This is a genomic window from Pseudomonas sp. Xaverov 83, assembly GCF_019352905.1.
GTDB classification, from domain to species: domain Bacteria; phylum Pseudomonadota; class Gammaproteobacteria; order Pseudomonadales; family Pseudomonadaceae; genus Aquipseudomonas; species Aquipseudomonas yamanorum.
This window is the reverse complement of record NZ_JAAAFU010000060.1, coordinates 1-14844: the sequence shown is the minus strand read 5'-3', so window position 1 is coordinate 14844 and position 14844 is coordinate 1. Positions and strand designations below refer to the sequence as shown.

General features: G+C 62.3%; 15 protein-coding genes. 3 read left to right on the top strand and 12 right to left on the bottom strand.

The features are described from left to right. Nucleotides 1-160: 160 nt before the first annotated feature. Nucleotides 161-1651 carry an aldehyde dehydrogenase family protein gene (locus K0H47_RS19685; RefSeq protein ID WP_093208571.1) on the bottom strand — a complete coding sequence of 497 codons (1491 nt, stop codon included), beginning with the start codon at nt 1649-1651 and terminating at the stop codon, nt 161-163. A 13-nt stretch (nt 1652-1664) separates the two neighbouring features. Further along, nucleotides 1665-2054 carry a cytochrome c family protein gene (locus K0H47_RS19680; protein ID WP_063029061.1) on the bottom strand — a complete coding sequence of 130 codons (390 nt, stop codon included), beginning with the start codon at nt 2052-2054 and terminating at the stop codon, nt 1665-1667. A gap of 226 nt (nt 2055-2280) precedes the next feature. Here K0H47_RS19680 and K0H47_RS19675 point away from each other — a divergent pair, with 226 nt between their 5' ends. Continuing rightward, entirely contained in the window at nt 2281-3603 is a 1323-nt protein-coding gene (locus K0H47_RS19675) for a hypothetical protein (RefSeq protein ID WP_177027626.1), read from the top strand. A 145-nt stretch (nt 3604-3748) separates the two neighbouring features. Here K0H47_RS19675 and hpaC read toward each other — a convergent pair whose 3' ends face one another. After that, a complete protein-coding gene (gene hpaC / locus K0H47_RS19670; RefSeq protein WP_063029057.1) occupies nt 3749-4261 on the bottom strand; it encodes a 4-hydroxyphenylacetate 3-monooxygenase, reductase component in 513 nt (170 codons plus the stop codon). Nucleotides 4262-4480: 219 nt separating this feature from the next. On the opposite strand from hpaC, the gene K0H47_RS19665 reads away from it, so the two are divergent. After that, nucleotides 4481-5086: a response regulator transcription factor gene (locus K0H47_RS19665; RefSeq protein WP_087695222.1), complete on the top strand. Its 606-nt coding sequence runs from the start codon at nt 4481-4483 to the stop codon at nt 5084-5086. Between the two features lie 485 nt (nt 5087-5571). Here the strand turns inward: K0H47_RS19665 and feaR are convergent, their stop codons facing one another. The 9 genes from feaR to K0H47_RS19620 form a co-directional block, all read right to left on the bottom strand. Continuing rightward, the gene (feaR, locus tag K0H47_RS19660) at nt 5572-6492 is read right to left on the bottom strand and encodes a transcriptional regulator FeaR (protein ID WP_063029053.1); all 921 of its coding nucleotides are present in this window, start codon (nt 6490-6492) and stop codon (nt 5572-5574) included. A 60-nt stretch (nt 6493-6552) separates the two neighbouring features. Continuing rightward, nucleotides 6553-7503 carry a PDR/VanB family oxidoreductase gene (locus K0H47_RS19655; protein WP_219273460.1) on the bottom strand — a complete coding sequence of 317 codons (951 nt, stop codon included), beginning with the start codon at nt 7501-7503 and terminating at the stop codon, nt 6553-6555. A 100-nt stretch (nt 7504-7603) separates the two neighbouring features. Next, a complete protein-coding gene (locus tag K0H47_RS19650; RefSeq protein WP_177071985.1) occupies nt 7604-8344 on the bottom strand; it encodes an SDR family NAD(P)-dependent oxidoreductase in 741 nt (246 codons plus the stop codon). A 138-nt stretch (nt 8345-8482) separates the two neighbouring features. Further along, nucleotides 8483-8974 (bottom strand): aromatic-ring-hydroxylating dioxygenase subunit beta, encoded by a 492-nt coding sequence (locus K0H47_RS19645; RefSeq protein WP_219273459.1) that lies wholly within the window; start codon nt 8972-8974, stop codon nt 8483-8485. Next, a complete protein-coding gene (locus K0H47_RS19640) occupies nt 8971-10254 on the bottom strand; it encodes a Rieske 2Fe-2S domain-containing protein (RefSeq protein WP_003208861.1) in 1284 nt (427 codons plus the stop codon). Before K0H47_RS19640 ends, K0H47_RS19645 begins: the two co-directional genes overlap by 4 nt. A gap of 24 nt (nt 10255-10278) precedes the next feature. Next, a complete protein-coding gene (locus K0H47_RS19635; protein WP_177071983.1) occupies nt 10279-11406 on the bottom strand; it encodes an amidase in 1128 nt (375 codons plus the stop codon). After that, nucleotides 11403-11873, bottom strand: coding sequence for a nuclear transport factor 2 family protein (locus K0H47_RS19630; protein ID WP_177071982.1), 471 nt, complete (start codon nt 11871-11873; stop codon nt 11403-11405). The genes K0H47_RS19635 and K0H47_RS19630 overlap by 4 nt, the downstream gene beginning before the upstream one ends. A gap of 3 nt (nt 11874-11876) precedes the next feature. Further along, the gene (locus K0H47_RS19625) at nt 11877-12248 is read right to left on the bottom strand and encodes a hypothetical protein (RefSeq protein WP_003208867.1); all 372 of its coding nucleotides are present in this window, start codon (nt 12246-12248) and stop codon (nt 11877-11879) included. A gap of 17 nt (nt 12249-12265) precedes the next feature. After that, nucleotides 12266-13414: an acyl-CoA dehydrogenase family protein gene (locus K0H47_RS19620; RefSeq protein ID WP_063029041.1), complete on the bottom strand. Its 1149-nt coding sequence runs from the start codon at nt 13412-13414 to the stop codon at nt 12266-12268. Between the two features lie 211 nt (nt 13415-13625). On the opposite strand from K0H47_RS19620, the gene K0H47_RS19615 reads away from it, so the two are divergent. Then, nucleotides 13626-14750 (top strand): sensor histidine kinase, encoded by a 1125-nt coding sequence (locus K0H47_RS19615; protein WP_177027580.1) that lies wholly within the window; start codon nt 13626-13628, stop codon nt 14748-14750. Nucleotides 14751-14844: the final 94 nt, after the last annotated feature.

The window sequence follows — 14844 nt, the reverse complement described above, 5'->3', positions numbered from 1 at the left end:
CGGCCCGCGGAGCAATGCCGGAGTGAGGGAACGCCGAGCCACAGCGAGGCGCCGACAGGCGGGGCAGAGCGCTTTGGTTACTTTGCCGCTTTTGCAAAGTAACTCGCTGTAAGAGCGAAACCATAAGTCGCCGTTACCTAAATAACGGATATGCCCCCAATCAATGCGCAATACACACCGACTTCAGCTCGGTATAAGCCTCAATCACCGCCCGCCCAAACTCCCTCCCCATGCCCGATTGCTTCACCCCGCCAAACGGCATCGCCGGATCCAGCAACACATGCGCATTCACCCAAACCGTCCCCGCCTCGATTCGCGGCACCAGGTTCATCGCCTTACCCAGATCATTGGTCCAAAGACTGGCCGCCAACCCATACCGATTGTCATTGGCCAGCTCAATCACCGCATCCTCATCATCAAACGCCATCACCCCCAACACCGGCCCAAACACCTCCTCCCGGGCCACCGCCATCCCATGATCGATATCCGCCAAAATCGTCGGCCGCACATAAAACCCCTCACCCGCGACCTCATCCCCACCGATCACCACCCGCGCCCCTTCAGCCCGGGCCTGCTCGATATGGCGCAGTACGCCTTGCTGCTGCTTGCGCGACACCAACGGATTAATCGCCGCCTCACCATCCATCCCCGCCCCCAACGGCATCGCCGACACCGCCGCCGCCAACCCCTCGACAAACCGGTCATAAACCGAACGATGCACATAAAAGCGCGAAGCCGCCGCACACACCTGCCCGTTGTTCAGCAACCCACCCAGGATCGCCCCCTGGATCGCCTTATCAATATCCGCATCCGCCAACACGATCATCGGATTCTTGCCCCCCAATTCCAGGGCAAACCGCGTCATGTTTTCCATGCACGCCACCCCCACACTCTTGCCCACGGCAGTCGAACCGGTAAACGACACCTTGCTCACCAACGGATGAGCAGTCAGAACGCCCCCCACCGACGCCCCGCCGCCGGTCACCACGTTGAACACCCCCGCCGGAATCCCCGCCTCCAGCGCCAGCTCCGCCAGGCGCATCGCCGTCAGCGGCGTTTCCATCGCCGGCTTGATGATCACCGTGCACCCGGTCGCCAGCGCCGGCATCAACTTCCAGGCCGCAATCAGCAGCGGGAAATTCCACGGCACGATGCCCACCACCACGCCCACCGGCTCACGCTTGGTGAACGCAGTGAACCTGGCCCCCGGCGGCAAAGGGATCGACACGTCAAAGGTCTGCCCTTCAATCTTGGTCGCCCACCCCGACATGTAGCGCATGAACTCCACAGTGGCGTTCAGATCCAGCCCCCGCGCCAGGTTGATCGACTTGCCCTGGCTCAGGGTTTCCAGCTGCGCCAGTTCCTCGGCATGGGCCTCAACCAACGCGGTGAAGTTCAGCAAAATCCGCTCACGGTCGGCCGGGCGCAAGCCAGACCACACGCGGGACTTGAACGCCGCATGGGATGACTGCACCGCCTGTTCCACCACGTGCAGCGGCGCATCGAGGGTTTCGCACAGGGTTTGCCCGGTGGCCGGGTTGACCACCTTGATGTGTTCGCCCTCGGCAAATACCCACTGGCCATCGATAAAGCAGCCATGACGACGGTCCAGGAATGCAGCCACCTGCGGCAGGATTTCAACGTTGCTCATGATTCACCTGTATTCAATGTTGTTCTTTGAGAAAGCAGGCGACCGCTTGGCGATCGTCGGCCGAAGCCAGGCCCATGTAGGGCATGTAGGTGCCGGGCACAAACGCCTGGGGCTGGGTGATGAATTGCGCGATGGTCTCGGCTTGCCACTCGACGTTTTTGTCACGCATCGCCTGGGAGTAGCTGAAGCCCGCCAGGGAGCCGGATTTACGCCCGTAAATGCCCGCCAGGTTTGGCCCCATCATTGTCGTGCCGCCCTTCGCCACCGCATGGCACACGCCGCATTCGTTGGCGAAAACCTGGGCGCCACGGCTCTGGTCAGGGCCGCATTCAGCGGCGAATGCGCTGTGGGCCAGGACCAGCGACAGCACGCCGGCCAGGGACAATCTGTGTGCAGTGAACATAGAAAAACGACCTTGGAAATCATCGAAATTGCCGACGATTGTCAGGGCTCAAGGTCGCTCGGGTTTTGCCCTGCGTGCCAGTCGTATTGGCCGGGCTGCCAAACCGTGGATTCTGGCAAGCACAGTCAAGTCTTTGGCAACCAGACAAAAGGCACGTCACTTCGCCAGCATTAGTATCGCGGCAGACCCCAACCCTGTGGTCATGAACAAGAATGGATGCCACACCATGCTCAAGTCCCCCTTGCTTCGTCTCTCGACCCTCGCGCTGTTGATCGGTGCCAACCCGGCCGGCGCTTATGAGCTGTACGCCGATGACAGCAGTCATCTGAACGCCACGCTGGAAGCGGTCTTCGGTGCCTTCCATAGCCAGCAGAACTACAGTCAATCCGGCCGCCTCGCCAAGGGCTCCTCGTCCTGGCGCGAGGGCTACGTGAAGTACGGCCTGAGCTTCGACAAGAGCTTCAGCGGCGCCGGCACCACCTACGGTGCGGCCAACCTGCTGAGTTCCGGTACCTGGGGCGACGGCGATGCCGCAGGTTTCAGCGACGGTTCGGAGCGCACCACAAAATTCGAAGACGCCTACCTTGGCTGGCGCTCGGGCACGTTGTTTGAGGCTCTGGGCGAGAATGGCGTGGACCTGTCCTTCGGCCGCCAGAACATCGTGGTCGGCGACGGTTTCCTGATTGACGGCGACGCGCTGAACTTCGGCAAGGGCGTGGCCGATGGCGACCTCAATCGCGGCGGCGGCTACTACATCGCCGCCCGCAAGGCCTTCGACGAAACCGCCGTGTTGCGCCTGGGCGGCAAGGACGGCTGGCGCAGCGACCTGATGTGGCTCAAGTCCGACAACCGTGCCCAGGCCAAGACCGAGATGTACGTCGCCACCCTCGAACACGTGGCCGCCGAAGGCACCGTGGGGCTGACGTACATCGACACCACCGATGTCGACAAGCAGTATGCCTCCCCCACGCAGCTGGAACGCGATGGCATGAAGACCTACAGCCTGCGGGCCACGGGCAATGCCGGGGTGACCAACCTGTTCCTGTCCGGCGAATACGCCTGGCAGGACAAGCCCCACACCGGCAACGAAGACGCCTGGTACCTGGAAGCCGGCTGGGCCTTCTCCGACGTGACCTGGACGCCGTATGTGAGCTACCGCTACAGCCGTTTCTCGGAAGGCTTCGACCCGCTGTTCTACGGTTTCAGCCGTGGCTACGGCACCTGGTTCCAGGGTGAAGTGGCGGGCAACTACGCCGGGCCGTTCAACAACAACTCACGCATCCAGAACGTCACGTTCAAGGTTTCGCCCCTGCAGAACCTCAACGTCGGCGCGATGTTGTTCGACTTCAAGACCATCGACCGCAACCTCGGCAACAACGACGGCCACGAGCTGGACCTGTATGCCGAATGGCACGTCAACGACCACCTGACGGTGATGCCGCTGATCGGCCTGTACCAGCCGGACAAGAGCGCCGAGCAAGGCGGCACGCAGCTGGGCAACCACGATAAAAACCTCTACAGCCAAGTGGTGTTCGCCACTAACTTCTAACCAACGAAGCACGTCCCCTGTGGGAGCTGTCGAGCTTTAGCGAGGCTGCGATGACGTCGGCACAGTCAATAAACTGGGTGCCTGACCCACCGCTATCGCAGCCTCGCTAAAGCTCGACAGCTCCCACATTTGATCCTCTGCATCTTCAGCAATGGGCGCCAGCATGTTCAATTCGGTGAAACAGCCGATTGAAGTACACCAGGCTGTCACCCTCCTCCCGAACGCCTATCCGCGACAACTCCACAAACATCACTGAATGGGAGCCCACTTCCTTGCACTCACTGATCCGCCCTTCCAGCTGCACCAACGCGTCCCGAAGCACCGGCACACCTGTCTCGCCACCATCCCACAGATCCCAGGCAAACCGCTCCGCCATGGGCACCTGGGTCATCCCGGCAAAATGCCGCGCCAGTTCCTCCTGCTCCCCGCACAGTACGTTCACACACAGCTGACCATTGGTACGGAACACATCATGGGTCGCACTCCCACGGTTCACGCACACCAACACCGTGGGTGGCGAATCCGTCACCGAGCACACCGCACTCGCCGTGATCCCGCAACGCCCGCCCGGGCCGTTGGTGGTGATGATGTTCACCGCGGCCGGCAGTTGCGCCATGGCGTTGCGAAAGTCGATTTGCTGCTGGCTCAGGTCGGCCATGTCGGTGCCCCTTTACGGTCCGTGGGTGATGCCACAAGACTAAGACGCCCCATGCGGCGCGACCATTCAGACGATCCCCATGCCGACTAGGTGGTTTCTTTATCGTCAGGGCCGTTCACACTGGGTATTCTGCTGGCAAGGCTCCACAGATGAGCCAATGTCCGCCGCAGCGTGCCCGCGTGCGAAAACAATAATTAGAAATTCTCGTGGCAGTCCCTGATGGAAATTCGCACACCGATCGTTTACATCGTTGATGACGACAAAGACCTGCGTACCTCGCTGGCCTGGCTGCTGGAGTCGGTCAGCGTAAAGGCCCAATGCTTCGCCGGGGCCGAAGAGTTCCTTGAGCACTACGACCCGCGACAGCCCGCCTGCCTGGTGCTGGATGTGCGCATGCCGCAGACCAGCGGCTTCCAGTTGCAGGAGATCCTCAACCGGCGCGGCAGTACCTTGCCGACCATCTTCGTGTCGGCCCACGGCGACATACCGATGTCGGTCACCGCAATGAAAAACGGCGCGCTGGATTTCGTCGAGAAGCCCTACAACCCGCAACAGATGATCGACCGCATCCAGGCCGCGCTGAAGACCGCTGTACAGGCCCAGGCCGACCAGGAACAGCGCGAGCATCTGCAAGGCAAGCTGGCGCTGCTGACGAGCCGGGAGCGAGAAGTGTTGATGCTGGTGGTGGACGGCAAAGCGAGCAAAGTGATTGCCCGCGAGCTGAACATCAGCGTGAAGACCGTTGACGTGCACCGCACCAAGATCAAGGAAAAGATGGGCGTGACCAGCATCGCCATGCTGGTCCGCGAGGTGTTGTATCCGTAGCGCGCGATGATTGAATGTGGGAGCTGTCGAGCTTTAGCGAGGCTGCGATGGGATCGCTGCGGTGTACCTGTCAGACCGAGTGGTCTGCATCGCAGGCAAGCCAGCTCCCACAGTTGACCTTCATTCCAATGTGGGAGCTGTCGAGCTTTAGCGAGGCTGCGATGGGACCGCTGCGGTGTACCTGTCAGACCGAGTGGTCTGCATCGCAGGCAAGCCAGCCCACAGTTGACCTCATTCCAATGTGGGAGCTGTCGAGCTTTAGCGAGGCTGCGATGGGATCGCTGCGGTATACCTGTCAGACCGAGCGGCCTGCATCGCGGGCAAGCCCGGCTCCCACAGGAAAATGCATTCAATGTGGGAGCTGTCGAGCTTTAGCGAGGCTGCGATGGGATCGATGCGGTGTACCTGTCAGACCGAGTGGCCTGCATTGCGGGCAAGCCCGGCTCCCACAGGAAAATGCATTCCAGGTCCGGGGGCGGCACGCATCAATGATGGCTATAGCGCTTGCGGTACTCGCCCGGTGACACGCCGAAGCGTAACTTGAACGCCGATGAGAAGTAGCTGGAATCGGAGAAGCCCCAGGCATAACAGAGTGCCGACAGCTTCTGCTCCGCCGGCGAATGGCGCAAGGTTTCGGCGCAGAAATCCAGGCGTCGGTGCTTGATGTATTGCGCCACCACCAGCCCGCGCTTGGAAAACATCCGGTACAGCCCGCGCACCGACACCCCGACTTCCCGGGCAATCAGCTCGGGGCAGAGTTCTTCAGCGCCGATGTGCGCGTCGATGTAGGCGATAGTCTTGCGAAACTGCCGTTCCTGGGTATCCACGCCGTTGTCCCGGGCGCTGATCCCCGGCAGCAACAGGCTGACCAATGCATCCAGCACGGCTTCGCTTTCCTGCATGCCCAGGTCGTTTTGCTGGCGGGTGTCGAGCACCATCTGGCTGGCCATCAGCGCCAACGGCGTGCGCGCCGAGATACGGGTCGCGCAGTTGACCGCAGTGAAGTGCGAACCGCGCTCCACCACCTGGCGCGGCAGGATCAGCGACAATTGCCGGGAGTTGTCGTGGTAGGTCATGTCACTGGGACGGCAAGCGTCGATCAGGGCGATGTCACCGCAGCCCAGTTGCGCACGGTTGTCACCCTGCTCCAGCTGCGCGCTGCCCTGCAACTGGAACACCGCGTAATAGTGCCCCTCGTTGCCGGTACTGACTTCCTTGCTGCTGCGATACAGATGCACCTGGGCCATATCAACCACGCTGAGCTTGATCGCGCCGCTGCGAAACTCGCTCAACTCCCCATAAAACCCCGCGCCCAGGGCCCGGGCATCGAAGCGTCCACAGGCCTGGTTAACCTGCTGTAACCAACGCTCGAACGATTCATTACGTTGCACCGTTGAACTCATCATGACCGCAAGGCCTCACGTTTTTTATTTTTTTGGTCCAAGCAATCTTACGGGTAGCGCCGATCAAATATCCAATACCAGACGAGCGGAAACTGCCCGGGAAACACACGCACAAATCTGCCGGTTGGCGGCCTTCTCCTTGGTCGACAGGCAATTGTCACGGTGCTCGGGCACGCCTTCCAGCACCTCGACAATGCAGGTGCCGCAGATGCCTTCGCGGCACTCGGTGTCGATGTCGCAACCATGGGCCTGCAGCACGTCCACCAGGCTGGAATTCGCCGGTACTTGCAGCACCACGCCGGAGCTGGCCAGCTCCACCTCGAAACCACCACTGGACCCGGCGTTCGCCGCCGGATCGGCCTGGAAGTGCTCCAGGTGGATCGCCTCCTCGGGGCGGCTGCGGGCCGCCACTTCCACCACCTTGTGCATGAACGGTGCGGGGCCGCAGGTGTAGACGTGGGCAGACGCGCCCGCCTGCTCCAGGCAGGTGCTCAAGGCCGCATCCAGCGCACCCGGCTCGACGCCATAGTGAAACTGCACATGCTCACCGAACGTATCGGCCAACAGCTGGGTAAACGCCGCGTACTGCGCCGAACGTGCAAAATAGTGCAGGCGCCACGGCTGGCCGCTGTCGGCCAGTCGATAGGCCATGCTCAACAGCGGCGTCACCCCGATACCGGCGGCAAACAGCGCATGGGCCGGCGCATCCGGGTCGAGGCGGAACAGGTTGCGCGGCGCACCCATCTCCAGTTCCATGCCCTCCTGCACCTGCTCATGCAGGGCCAGGGAGCCGCCACGGGATTGCGCCTCTTTCTTCACCGCCACCAGGTACGCGCGGCCATCGTGGGGCGGGCTGCACAGCGAATACTGGCGGGTGACGCCGGTCGGCCCGGTAAGGTCCACATGGGCCCCGGGTTCATAACTGTCGAGAGGCTGGCCGTCACTGCGCACGAGGCGAAAGGAACGGATATCCAGCGCTTCATCGACGATGCGTTCGATCTTCACCTTCATCATTGCAGCACCTGAATCCTGTTGTTTCGGTTGAACGCTATCCTGTGGCGAGGGAGTTTGCTCTCGCTGGACTGCGCAGCAGGCCCACTCTCTTCGGGGGTGACTAGCGCATGAACAGCCCGCCATTGATGTCCCAGCACGCGCCCGTGATCGAGGCGGCGTGGTCGGCGATCAACAGCAGCACGGTGTCGGCGATGGTGCGCGGGTCACCGAGGGTGCCCGTGGGGATGATCTTGAGGATCTGCTCCAGGCGCTCCGGGGCCACGGTTTCGTGCACCACCGGCAAATCAAGCGGGCCTGGCGAAATGCTGTTGACCGTCACGCCCCGGGGCGCCAGTTCACGGGCGAAGACCTTGGTCAGCGTGGCCACGCCGCCCTTGGCCGCCGCGTAATGCGCGCCAGTGGCAGTGCCGCCGTTTTGCCCGGCGAGGGAGGCGATATTGACGATGCGCCCGAACCCTCGTTCGGCGAAATGCGCACCAAACACCTGGCAGGCCACGAACGTGCCCCGCAGGTTGATCGCCATCGATTCATCGAATTCCTCGGGTGTGATGTCCATCAGCGCCGCAACTTTCGACACCCCGGCGTTGTTTACCAGGATATCGGTGCCGCCCCAACGCTCGCTGAGCAGGTCCCGGGCGCGAATAAAATCCGCCTTGTTGCGCACGTCCAGCTCGAGGGCGACGGCGGTTTCGCCGTGGTTGTCGAGTTCAGAGGCCAGGCGCTGCACGCCGTCCAGGTGCACATCCGCCAGGCCCACGCGGTAGCCTGCGGCGTGCAGGCGCCGGGCGATGCATTCGCCAAGGCCGCGGGAGGCGCCGGTTACAAGGGCGATTCGGTTCATCAGGATGTCCTCATTTCAAATGTGGGAGCTGGCTTGCCTGCGATAGCGGTGGGTCAGTACCTGAAGGGCTGGCTCACACACCGCTATCGCAGGCAAGCCAGCTCCCACATTGGTTCTGTGTGGTGGGTCAGATCGGGTTCACAGCAGGAAGCCGAGTGCACTCAGGCTGTCGGTGGAATTGATCAGCCGCACCACCTTGCGCTCCAGGGTCACCACCCCGGCGTTGAAGCGGATGCGGTAATTCAGGTCAGCCACGAACGGCGTGTGCACCCCACGCTTGTAGGCATACAGCAACTGCGTGCAGTTAACTTCCACCACCTCTCCCGCTGCTTCCACCAAGGTGAATCGCGAAACGCTGCGCACGGTTTTCGCCGCATCCACCGCCGACGGTGAATACCCCGCCGTCAGCCGTTCGATGCGCAAGTCACGCATGCGCGCATCATCAAAGGCGTAGTTGAGGTTGGCTTCAAAATCGTCAGTGTCCGGGTCGATCGGCACGACGTAGCGCCCGCTCTCGCTCCACAACGCGGCCCATTGCACGTAGTCCTTGTGGTCCAGCAGTTCGGCTTCACGCCAGATGAATTCGATGGCCTGGGCCAGCGGTGCGGTAAAACCAGTCAGGGTGTTCATTGGCTCATCATCCTTTTCCACATGTCATAGGCCCCGCGCATGCCGCCTTCATCAGTGGCGTGGGATACCTTGTCGCCGTTGTCGGCCAGCACTTCGCGGTTCAGGCCACGGTTGACCAGGATCGGCGCATCCACGCCGGCATACGAGCCGCGTTGCACCCGGTCCCAGGCCTCGGCGTCGTCGGGGCTGCCAAAGCCGAACGGGCCCTGGAAGTGTTCGTGGATGCGCAGGCGCTCGCGGTTGGCAACCTGCGGGCCGCCCTCCATGCCCAGGGCGACGTGGCGGATTTCGGTCTCGGTGACCGACACCGGGCGCAGCACCCGGAAGAACGACATCGACATGGCGACGTTGGGAAACAGGTTGAGGTTGAACCCGGCGCCGTGCAGCGAGCGCACGATGCGTCGCACCTGGGCCGGCTCCATGGTTTTCGACAGTTCTTCGGTGACGTGGGCGAAACGCTCCTGCAACTGCTCGGTACCGTCGTCATGGTCCAGGTCGACATGCTCGGGCACCATCACCATCACGCTGTGGCCATTGCCCAGGGAGTGGGTGACGGCCTGCTCGTCGGTCATGAACGAGAGCATTTCCGAAGTCTCGGCGTCCACCGACGACATGAACGACTTGTGCACGATCGGAAAGTGGTAGCCGTCGGTGGTGTTTTCCAGCTGGATCTTCCAGTTGCCCTTGAAGCTGAACTTGTGTTCGCCCTGGGTCTTGATCGGGTAGCCGGCGCCCTGCTTCATGAACAGGTCCATCCAGTGTTTGGCCCCGCCGAGGAAGTCGGCCAACGGTTCAATGTCGTCGTTGTAGCTGGCGAATACCATTCCCGCGTAGCTGTCGACCCGCAGGCTGGTCAGGGGTAATTCGGACTTTTCCAGGATGCCTTCGTAGCCGTCCGGGTAAGGCAGCGCCCGCAGCTTGCCGTCCAAACCATAGGACCAGCTGTGATACGGGCAGGTGAAACCGGTGGCGTTGCCCTTGTGCTTCTCGCAAACCGTAGCGCCACGGTGGCGGCAGCGGTTTTCCAGCACGTTGATCGCGCCTTTCTTGTCGCGCACCACGATCACCGGGCGCCGGCCGATGGTCGCGGTCTTGAAGTCGCCGCTGTTGCGCACTTCGCTTTCATGGGCGACCCAGACCCAGGTGCGGTAGAAGATCTTTTCCAGTTCGGCCTCGAACAGCGCCGGGTCGTTGTACAGCGAGACGTCGACGCGATCGTGCTTGACCAACTCGTCGAGGCTTTTCGATTTGGCAATCAGCCGGTATTCATGGGTACTCATGGAGCCCTCCTCAAGGCGTTGTTCTTATTGGCGAGCCGTGATGCTCTGTTGCAGCTGTGCGCCGAGGGCACACACCCATTCGTCCTGGCCCTTGCGGCCGACAATCTGCAGCCCGACTTTCAGCCCGCTGTCGGCCAGGGTCACAGGTACCGTCAGCGCCGGGTGGCCGCTGAGGTTGAATGGCCGCACCAATGGCGTCATGCGGGCCACGGCCTGGCTGCCGTTGCGGGCTTCGGCCAGGGTCGGCGGCAGGTCCGGCATCGTCGGCAGCAGCATCACGGAGAATTCTTCGAGCGCGGCGTCCACCTGATGGCTGAAGCGGGTGCGCACGACTTCGGCTTCGGCCAAATCAGCGGCGCTGGTGCGGCTGGCAGCCAACAAGCGTTGTTCGACATCCGCACCGATCAGTCCCTTACCGGTGAGGTGACCGAAGGCTGCCCAGTTTTCGACGTTAATCACCGTAAGGCCCGCACCGAACGCTGCATCGAAATCCTCCAGATGCAGACGCTGCTGACGCCAGCCGGCCGCGTCGACGGCAGCCATCAGGCTCGCCTTCAGCCATGGCTCACAGGCAACATCCAGAAAGCCCACCTGCACGCTGCCGGACGGCGCCGCCTGTGGCTGGAAACCCGGGCAAATCACCTGCATCGCGGCGATCAGGTCCTGCATGTTCGCGGCAAACGGACCGACGCAATCGAGGCTGGATACCGCCGGTTGCGCACCAGTGCGGCTGACTCGGCCATAGGTCGGCTTCAAACCGGCAACCCCGCAGCACGCGGCCGGGACTCGCACCGAGCCGCCGGTATCGGTGCCAATGGCGATATCCGCCAGGCCCGCCGCAACGGCCGCGGCCGAACCGCTGGAGGAGCCGCCCGGTACCCGATCAGGCGCCTGGGGATTGATCGGCGTACCGCTCCAGTCGTTGATGCCGGTGACCCCAAATGCCAGTTCATGCAGGTTGGTCTTGCCTACGATCTGCCAGCCGGCGTCGAGGACCAACCGCACCACGTCTGCATGCCGGGTCGCGGGCGACGCATCATCAAAGGCACGGCTGCCCGAGCGGGTCGGATACCCGGCGATGTCGATGGAGTCCTTGATGGCTACGCGTTTTCCGCTGCCACCCAAGAGAAATTCGCTGACGAAGGTACTCATGGGTTCACCCCCAACATGCTATTGAACAGGCGCTGCGTACGGAAATGCGCGATCAGCCAGGTGCCGTCGACGCGGCGAAAATCGATGGTCAGCCGCGTGCCGAACAACTCGCTGCGCTGGTCAGCGTAGGTGGAAATCTGTTGCATGATCCACTGCCCCGCAGCCGTGTTGCCGTCCATCTGAATCGACTCACTGGTGAGGTAATGCAGGTTCAACGCGAAGTGATCCGACGGTGGCAGGTAGCTGCCGACAAACGCCGCCACCGCGTCGCGCCCCTGATGCTGGCCGAAGGTCTGCGCGGCACTTGTGCCAATGCCTTCCCAGACCGCATCCACGGTGAACAACCCGGCCAACTCGCGGACGTTCATCGCCGCCCGGGGCACGTCGCACAGGTCCATGTAGCGCGCCATCAAGCGCCTTACCTGGCTCTCCCCTTCAAGGGTTTCAACACGCTGCAACAGGTCCATGGCTCACACCCTGGCCGCTTCGGGAATGGTCAGCGGACGGCCAATCCGCGCTTCAACCTTGGCGTAGCGCCACAGGCTGTATTCACCCACCGGCGTGGTACGGAACAGGTTGCAGGCGTCGATCACCGACTGGTGGCAGTCAACGTCGGCCATGATGTAGACGGTCCACGGCGAGGTGGTCGACGGGCCGACCATCAAGCGGTCGTCATCCATCGCCCCCAGCACATTGATGCCCGGCATGGCGCCGAGGTCGCCCATCATCTGGCTGAAGCCTTTCCACACGCTCAGGCCTTCGCCGGTAGGCAGGTCGAAAAAGTTCTGGGTGATGCCGATGCAAAACACAACGCGCAGCGGTTCTTGAGTGGCTTGGGACATGGGTTGATCCTTGAAAGTCAGATGTAGCCAGGAAATGGAGGAACGCCGAGGAACACCGAGCCCGCGCCGTCGTACAGTCCTTCGCTGAGGAAGGCGTGCTGGGTCACCACCATGGCGTCGCGCAGGTAGCGTTGCAGCGGGTGGCGCAGGTAGATCGCGGTGGTGCCCGCCAGGCTGTAGGCGCTCTGCACCACGGCGGCGCCGGCCTGGGACACGTGAATGGCGGTCAGGCGCAGCAGGCTGGTTTGCTCGGCCGTGACCGGGTTGCCGGCGAGGATCGAGTTCCACACTTGTTCGGTGGCGCCGTAGAAAAAGCCCCGAGCGGCGCTCAGCCGGGCTTCGGCCTTGGCGATTTCGATGCGCACGTAGGCGCGGTCCGCCAGTTTCGGTGCGCCGGTGATGCCGCTGCCGCTGGCCATGGCGCTGATTTCATCGAGGGCCGCACGGGCCAGGCCCAGGTTGACCACCGCCAGCACCTGGGCGGCATAGGCAATCGACGGGTAACGGAACAGCGGCTCATCAATGGTGGCAGCGCCGCCACGGATGAAGGTCCAGCGCTCGTCGATGAATTGGTCGGTAACGCGCAAGTCATGGCTGCCGGTGCCCTTGAGGCCGACCACGTCCCAGTTTTCGATGATTTCAACCTGGCTGGGGTTGAACACGGCAGTGCGTGGCTTGCCGCCCGCCGCGCCGATGCCCACGCCCAGCAAGTCGGCGCCTTTGCAGCCGCTGGCAAACTTCCAGGTGCCGGTGACCTGCCAGCCGCCCTCGACGGTTTCTGCCGGTTGCAACGGGAACAGGCCACCGGCAAACACCAGGTCGGGGCTGTCGGCATACAGTTCGGTGAGGGTTTCCTGGGGTAAGGCCGCGAGATACACCCCGGCGCTGCCGAAGCTGGCGACCCAACCGGCGGAGCCATCGGCTTCGGATATGCGCTCGATCATCTGCAAGAACTTGGCCGGGGCCAGGGCATCGCCGCCGAAACAACGCGGCGTGGCCGCCCGGTAGATGCCCACCTGCTTGAAGCGTTCGATCATGTCCCGTGGCACGTGGGAGCCGGCGTCGAACTCGTCGCGGCGCTGGCGCACCTCATCGAGCACCTGCTGGAACAGCGCGGGCTGCACGTCGGGTAAAGCGTCTGGTTGCACGAGGGCAGAACGCAGCATGGGCTTTCTCCGTTGTAGTTGTTATGGACGCCGTGGCAGGCGTTGATGGGGCCAGTGTAAAAAGCCCGTCCACCGTCAACTATTGGGGCGTGCAGCCCACCGGCTAAAGAAATCCCCTACTGCGCCCCCGATTACTTCTGAGCGTGCCCCCGGCTGCAAACCGGTATAACTTGCCACCGTAGTCGTCCCATCCACCGCCAAGGGCTACGCGATGTACCTACCCAATAACAATGATTTCCACACCCTGATCGAAGCCATGCCGATCTGCACCATCCTTCACGATGCGCAGAGCAAGGACATCCTCTGGGCCAACACCGCGGCGCTGTCGGCGCTGGGGTTTACCCTGGAAGAACTGATCCCGCTCAAGGCCCCGGACATGACCCGGGACGCACCGAAGTACAAGCGCTCCATCGGCCTGCGCTGGCTTGAGCGCGCGGCCCGCAGTGGCCAGCGCACCATCGAGTGGTGTTATCGCTCCAAGGCCGGGGTGGAGATTCTTTCGGAAGCGGTCGCGACGCTGGTGCACCTGGACGGGCGCGACGTGCTGATGGTGCAGTTCCGTGATATTTCCCGGGAAGACAAGGTGAAGCGGGACCTGATCCGCGCTGAGGAAGCCCGGCGTGTCAGTGAACAGCAGCTTGAATACCTGGCCCGATACAACGCCATGGGCGAGATGGCGGTGGCGATTGCCCATGAATTGAGCCAGCCGTTGGCGGCCACCCGCAATTTTATCGAGGGGGTTTTGATTCGTCTGGGCGATACCCACAGTGCCGACCAGGGAGTGAACTGGGGGCTGCAAAGTGCCGTGCGACAGGTCGAGCATGCGTCAACCATCATCAAGAGTGTGCGTGATTATGTGGTCAAGCTGGAGCGGAGCGCGGAGTGGGTGGACCTCAATGAGTTGCTGCAGGAAACCCAATATTTCATCAGCCTGCGGGCCGAGCCGAGTCAGGTTCGGCTGGAACTGTTCCCCAGTATTGAACCGCTGATGGTGCTTTGTGAAAAAGTGCTGATCGGGCAGGTGATTCTGAACCTGGCATTCAATGCTATTGAAGAGATGAGCGAGCTGCCCGTCGAACGTCGGGTGCTGCGGTTGCATGCCTGCCGTGATGGAAGCGTGGCGCGGTTGAGTGTCGAGGATTGTGGACGCGGGATTCAGGCCGTGGCGCGGGAGAAAATCTTTGACGGGTTCTTTTCGTCGAAGGTGGGTGGTAACGGGATTGGGCTGGCGTTGTGCAAGAACATCATTGGTCGGCATCAGGGGGATATCTGGGCGCAGAACCTGGAGCCGTGTGGGGCGGTGTTTAGTTTTTCGTTGCCTTTGGTGGGTTCTTGAGAGGGGGGGTATATCCGTTTCTTCGGTAACGGCCACCTATGGTTCCGCTCTTACAGCGGCTCACTTTGGAAAAGCCCCAAAGTAAGCAAAGGGC

Excerpts from the sequence above, each read along its gene's own strand:
- K0H47_RS19655 (WP_219273460.1), bottom strand. The coding sequence starts at position 7,503 with ATGATGAAGGTGAAGATCGAACGCATCGTCGATGAAGCGCTGGATATC.
- K0H47_RS19620 (WP_063029041.1), bottom strand. The coding sequence starts at position 13,414 with ATGCTGCGTTCTGCCCTCGTGCAACCAGACGCTTTACCCGACGTGCAG.
- K0H47_RS19615 (WP_177027580.1), top strand. The coding sequence starts at position 13,626 with ATGTACCTACCCAATAACAATGATTTCCACACCCTGATCGAAGCCATG.
- K0H47_RS19650 (WP_177071985.1), bottom strand. The coding sequence starts at position 8,344 with ATGAACCGAATCGCCCTTGTAACCGGCGCCTCCCGCGGCCTTGGCGAA.
- K0H47_RS19665 (WP_087695222.1), top strand. The coding sequence starts at position 4,481 with ATGGAAATTCGCACACCGATCGTTTACATCGTTGATGACGACAAAGAC.
- K0H47_RS19635 (WP_177071983.1), bottom strand. The coding sequence starts at position 11,406 with ATGAGTACCTTCGTCAGCGAATTTCTCTTGGGTGGCAGCGGAAAACGC.
- K0H47_RS19645 (WP_219273459.1), bottom strand. The coding sequence starts at position 8,974 with ATGAACACCCTGACTGGTTTTACCGCACCGCTGGCCCAGGCCATCGAA.
- K0H47_RS19685 (WP_093208571.1), bottom strand. The coding sequence starts at position 1,651 with ATGAGCAACGTTGAAATCCTGCCGCAGGTGGCTGCATTCCTGGACCGT.
- hpaC (WP_063029057.1), bottom strand. The coding sequence starts at position 4,261 with ATGGCCGACCTGAGCCAGCAGCAAATCGACTTTCGCAACGCCATGGCG.
- K0H47_RS19680 (WP_063029061.1), bottom strand. The coding sequence starts at position 2,054 with ATGTTCACTGCACACAGATTGTCCCTGGCCGGCGTGCTGTCGCTGGTC.
- K0H47_RS19640 (WP_003208861.1), bottom strand. The coding sequence starts at position 10,254 with ATGAGTACCCATGAATACCGGCTGATTGCCAAATCGAAAAGCCTCGAC.
- K0H47_RS19630 (WP_177071982.1), bottom strand. The coding sequence starts at position 11,873 with ATGGACCTGTTGCAGCGTGTTGAAACCCTTGAAGGGGAGAGCCAGGTA.
- K0H47_RS19675 (WP_177027626.1), top strand. The coding sequence starts at position 2,281 with ATGCTCAAGTCCCCCTTGCTTCGTCTCTCGACCCTCGCGCTGTTGATC.
- K0H47_RS19625 (WP_003208867.1), bottom strand. The coding sequence starts at position 12,248 with ATGTCCCAAGCCACTCAAGAACCGCTGCGCGTTGTGTTTTGCATCGGC.
- feaR (WP_063029053.1), bottom strand. The coding sequence starts at position 6,492 with ATGATGAGTTCAACGGTGCAACGTAATGAATCGTTCGAGCGTTGGTTA.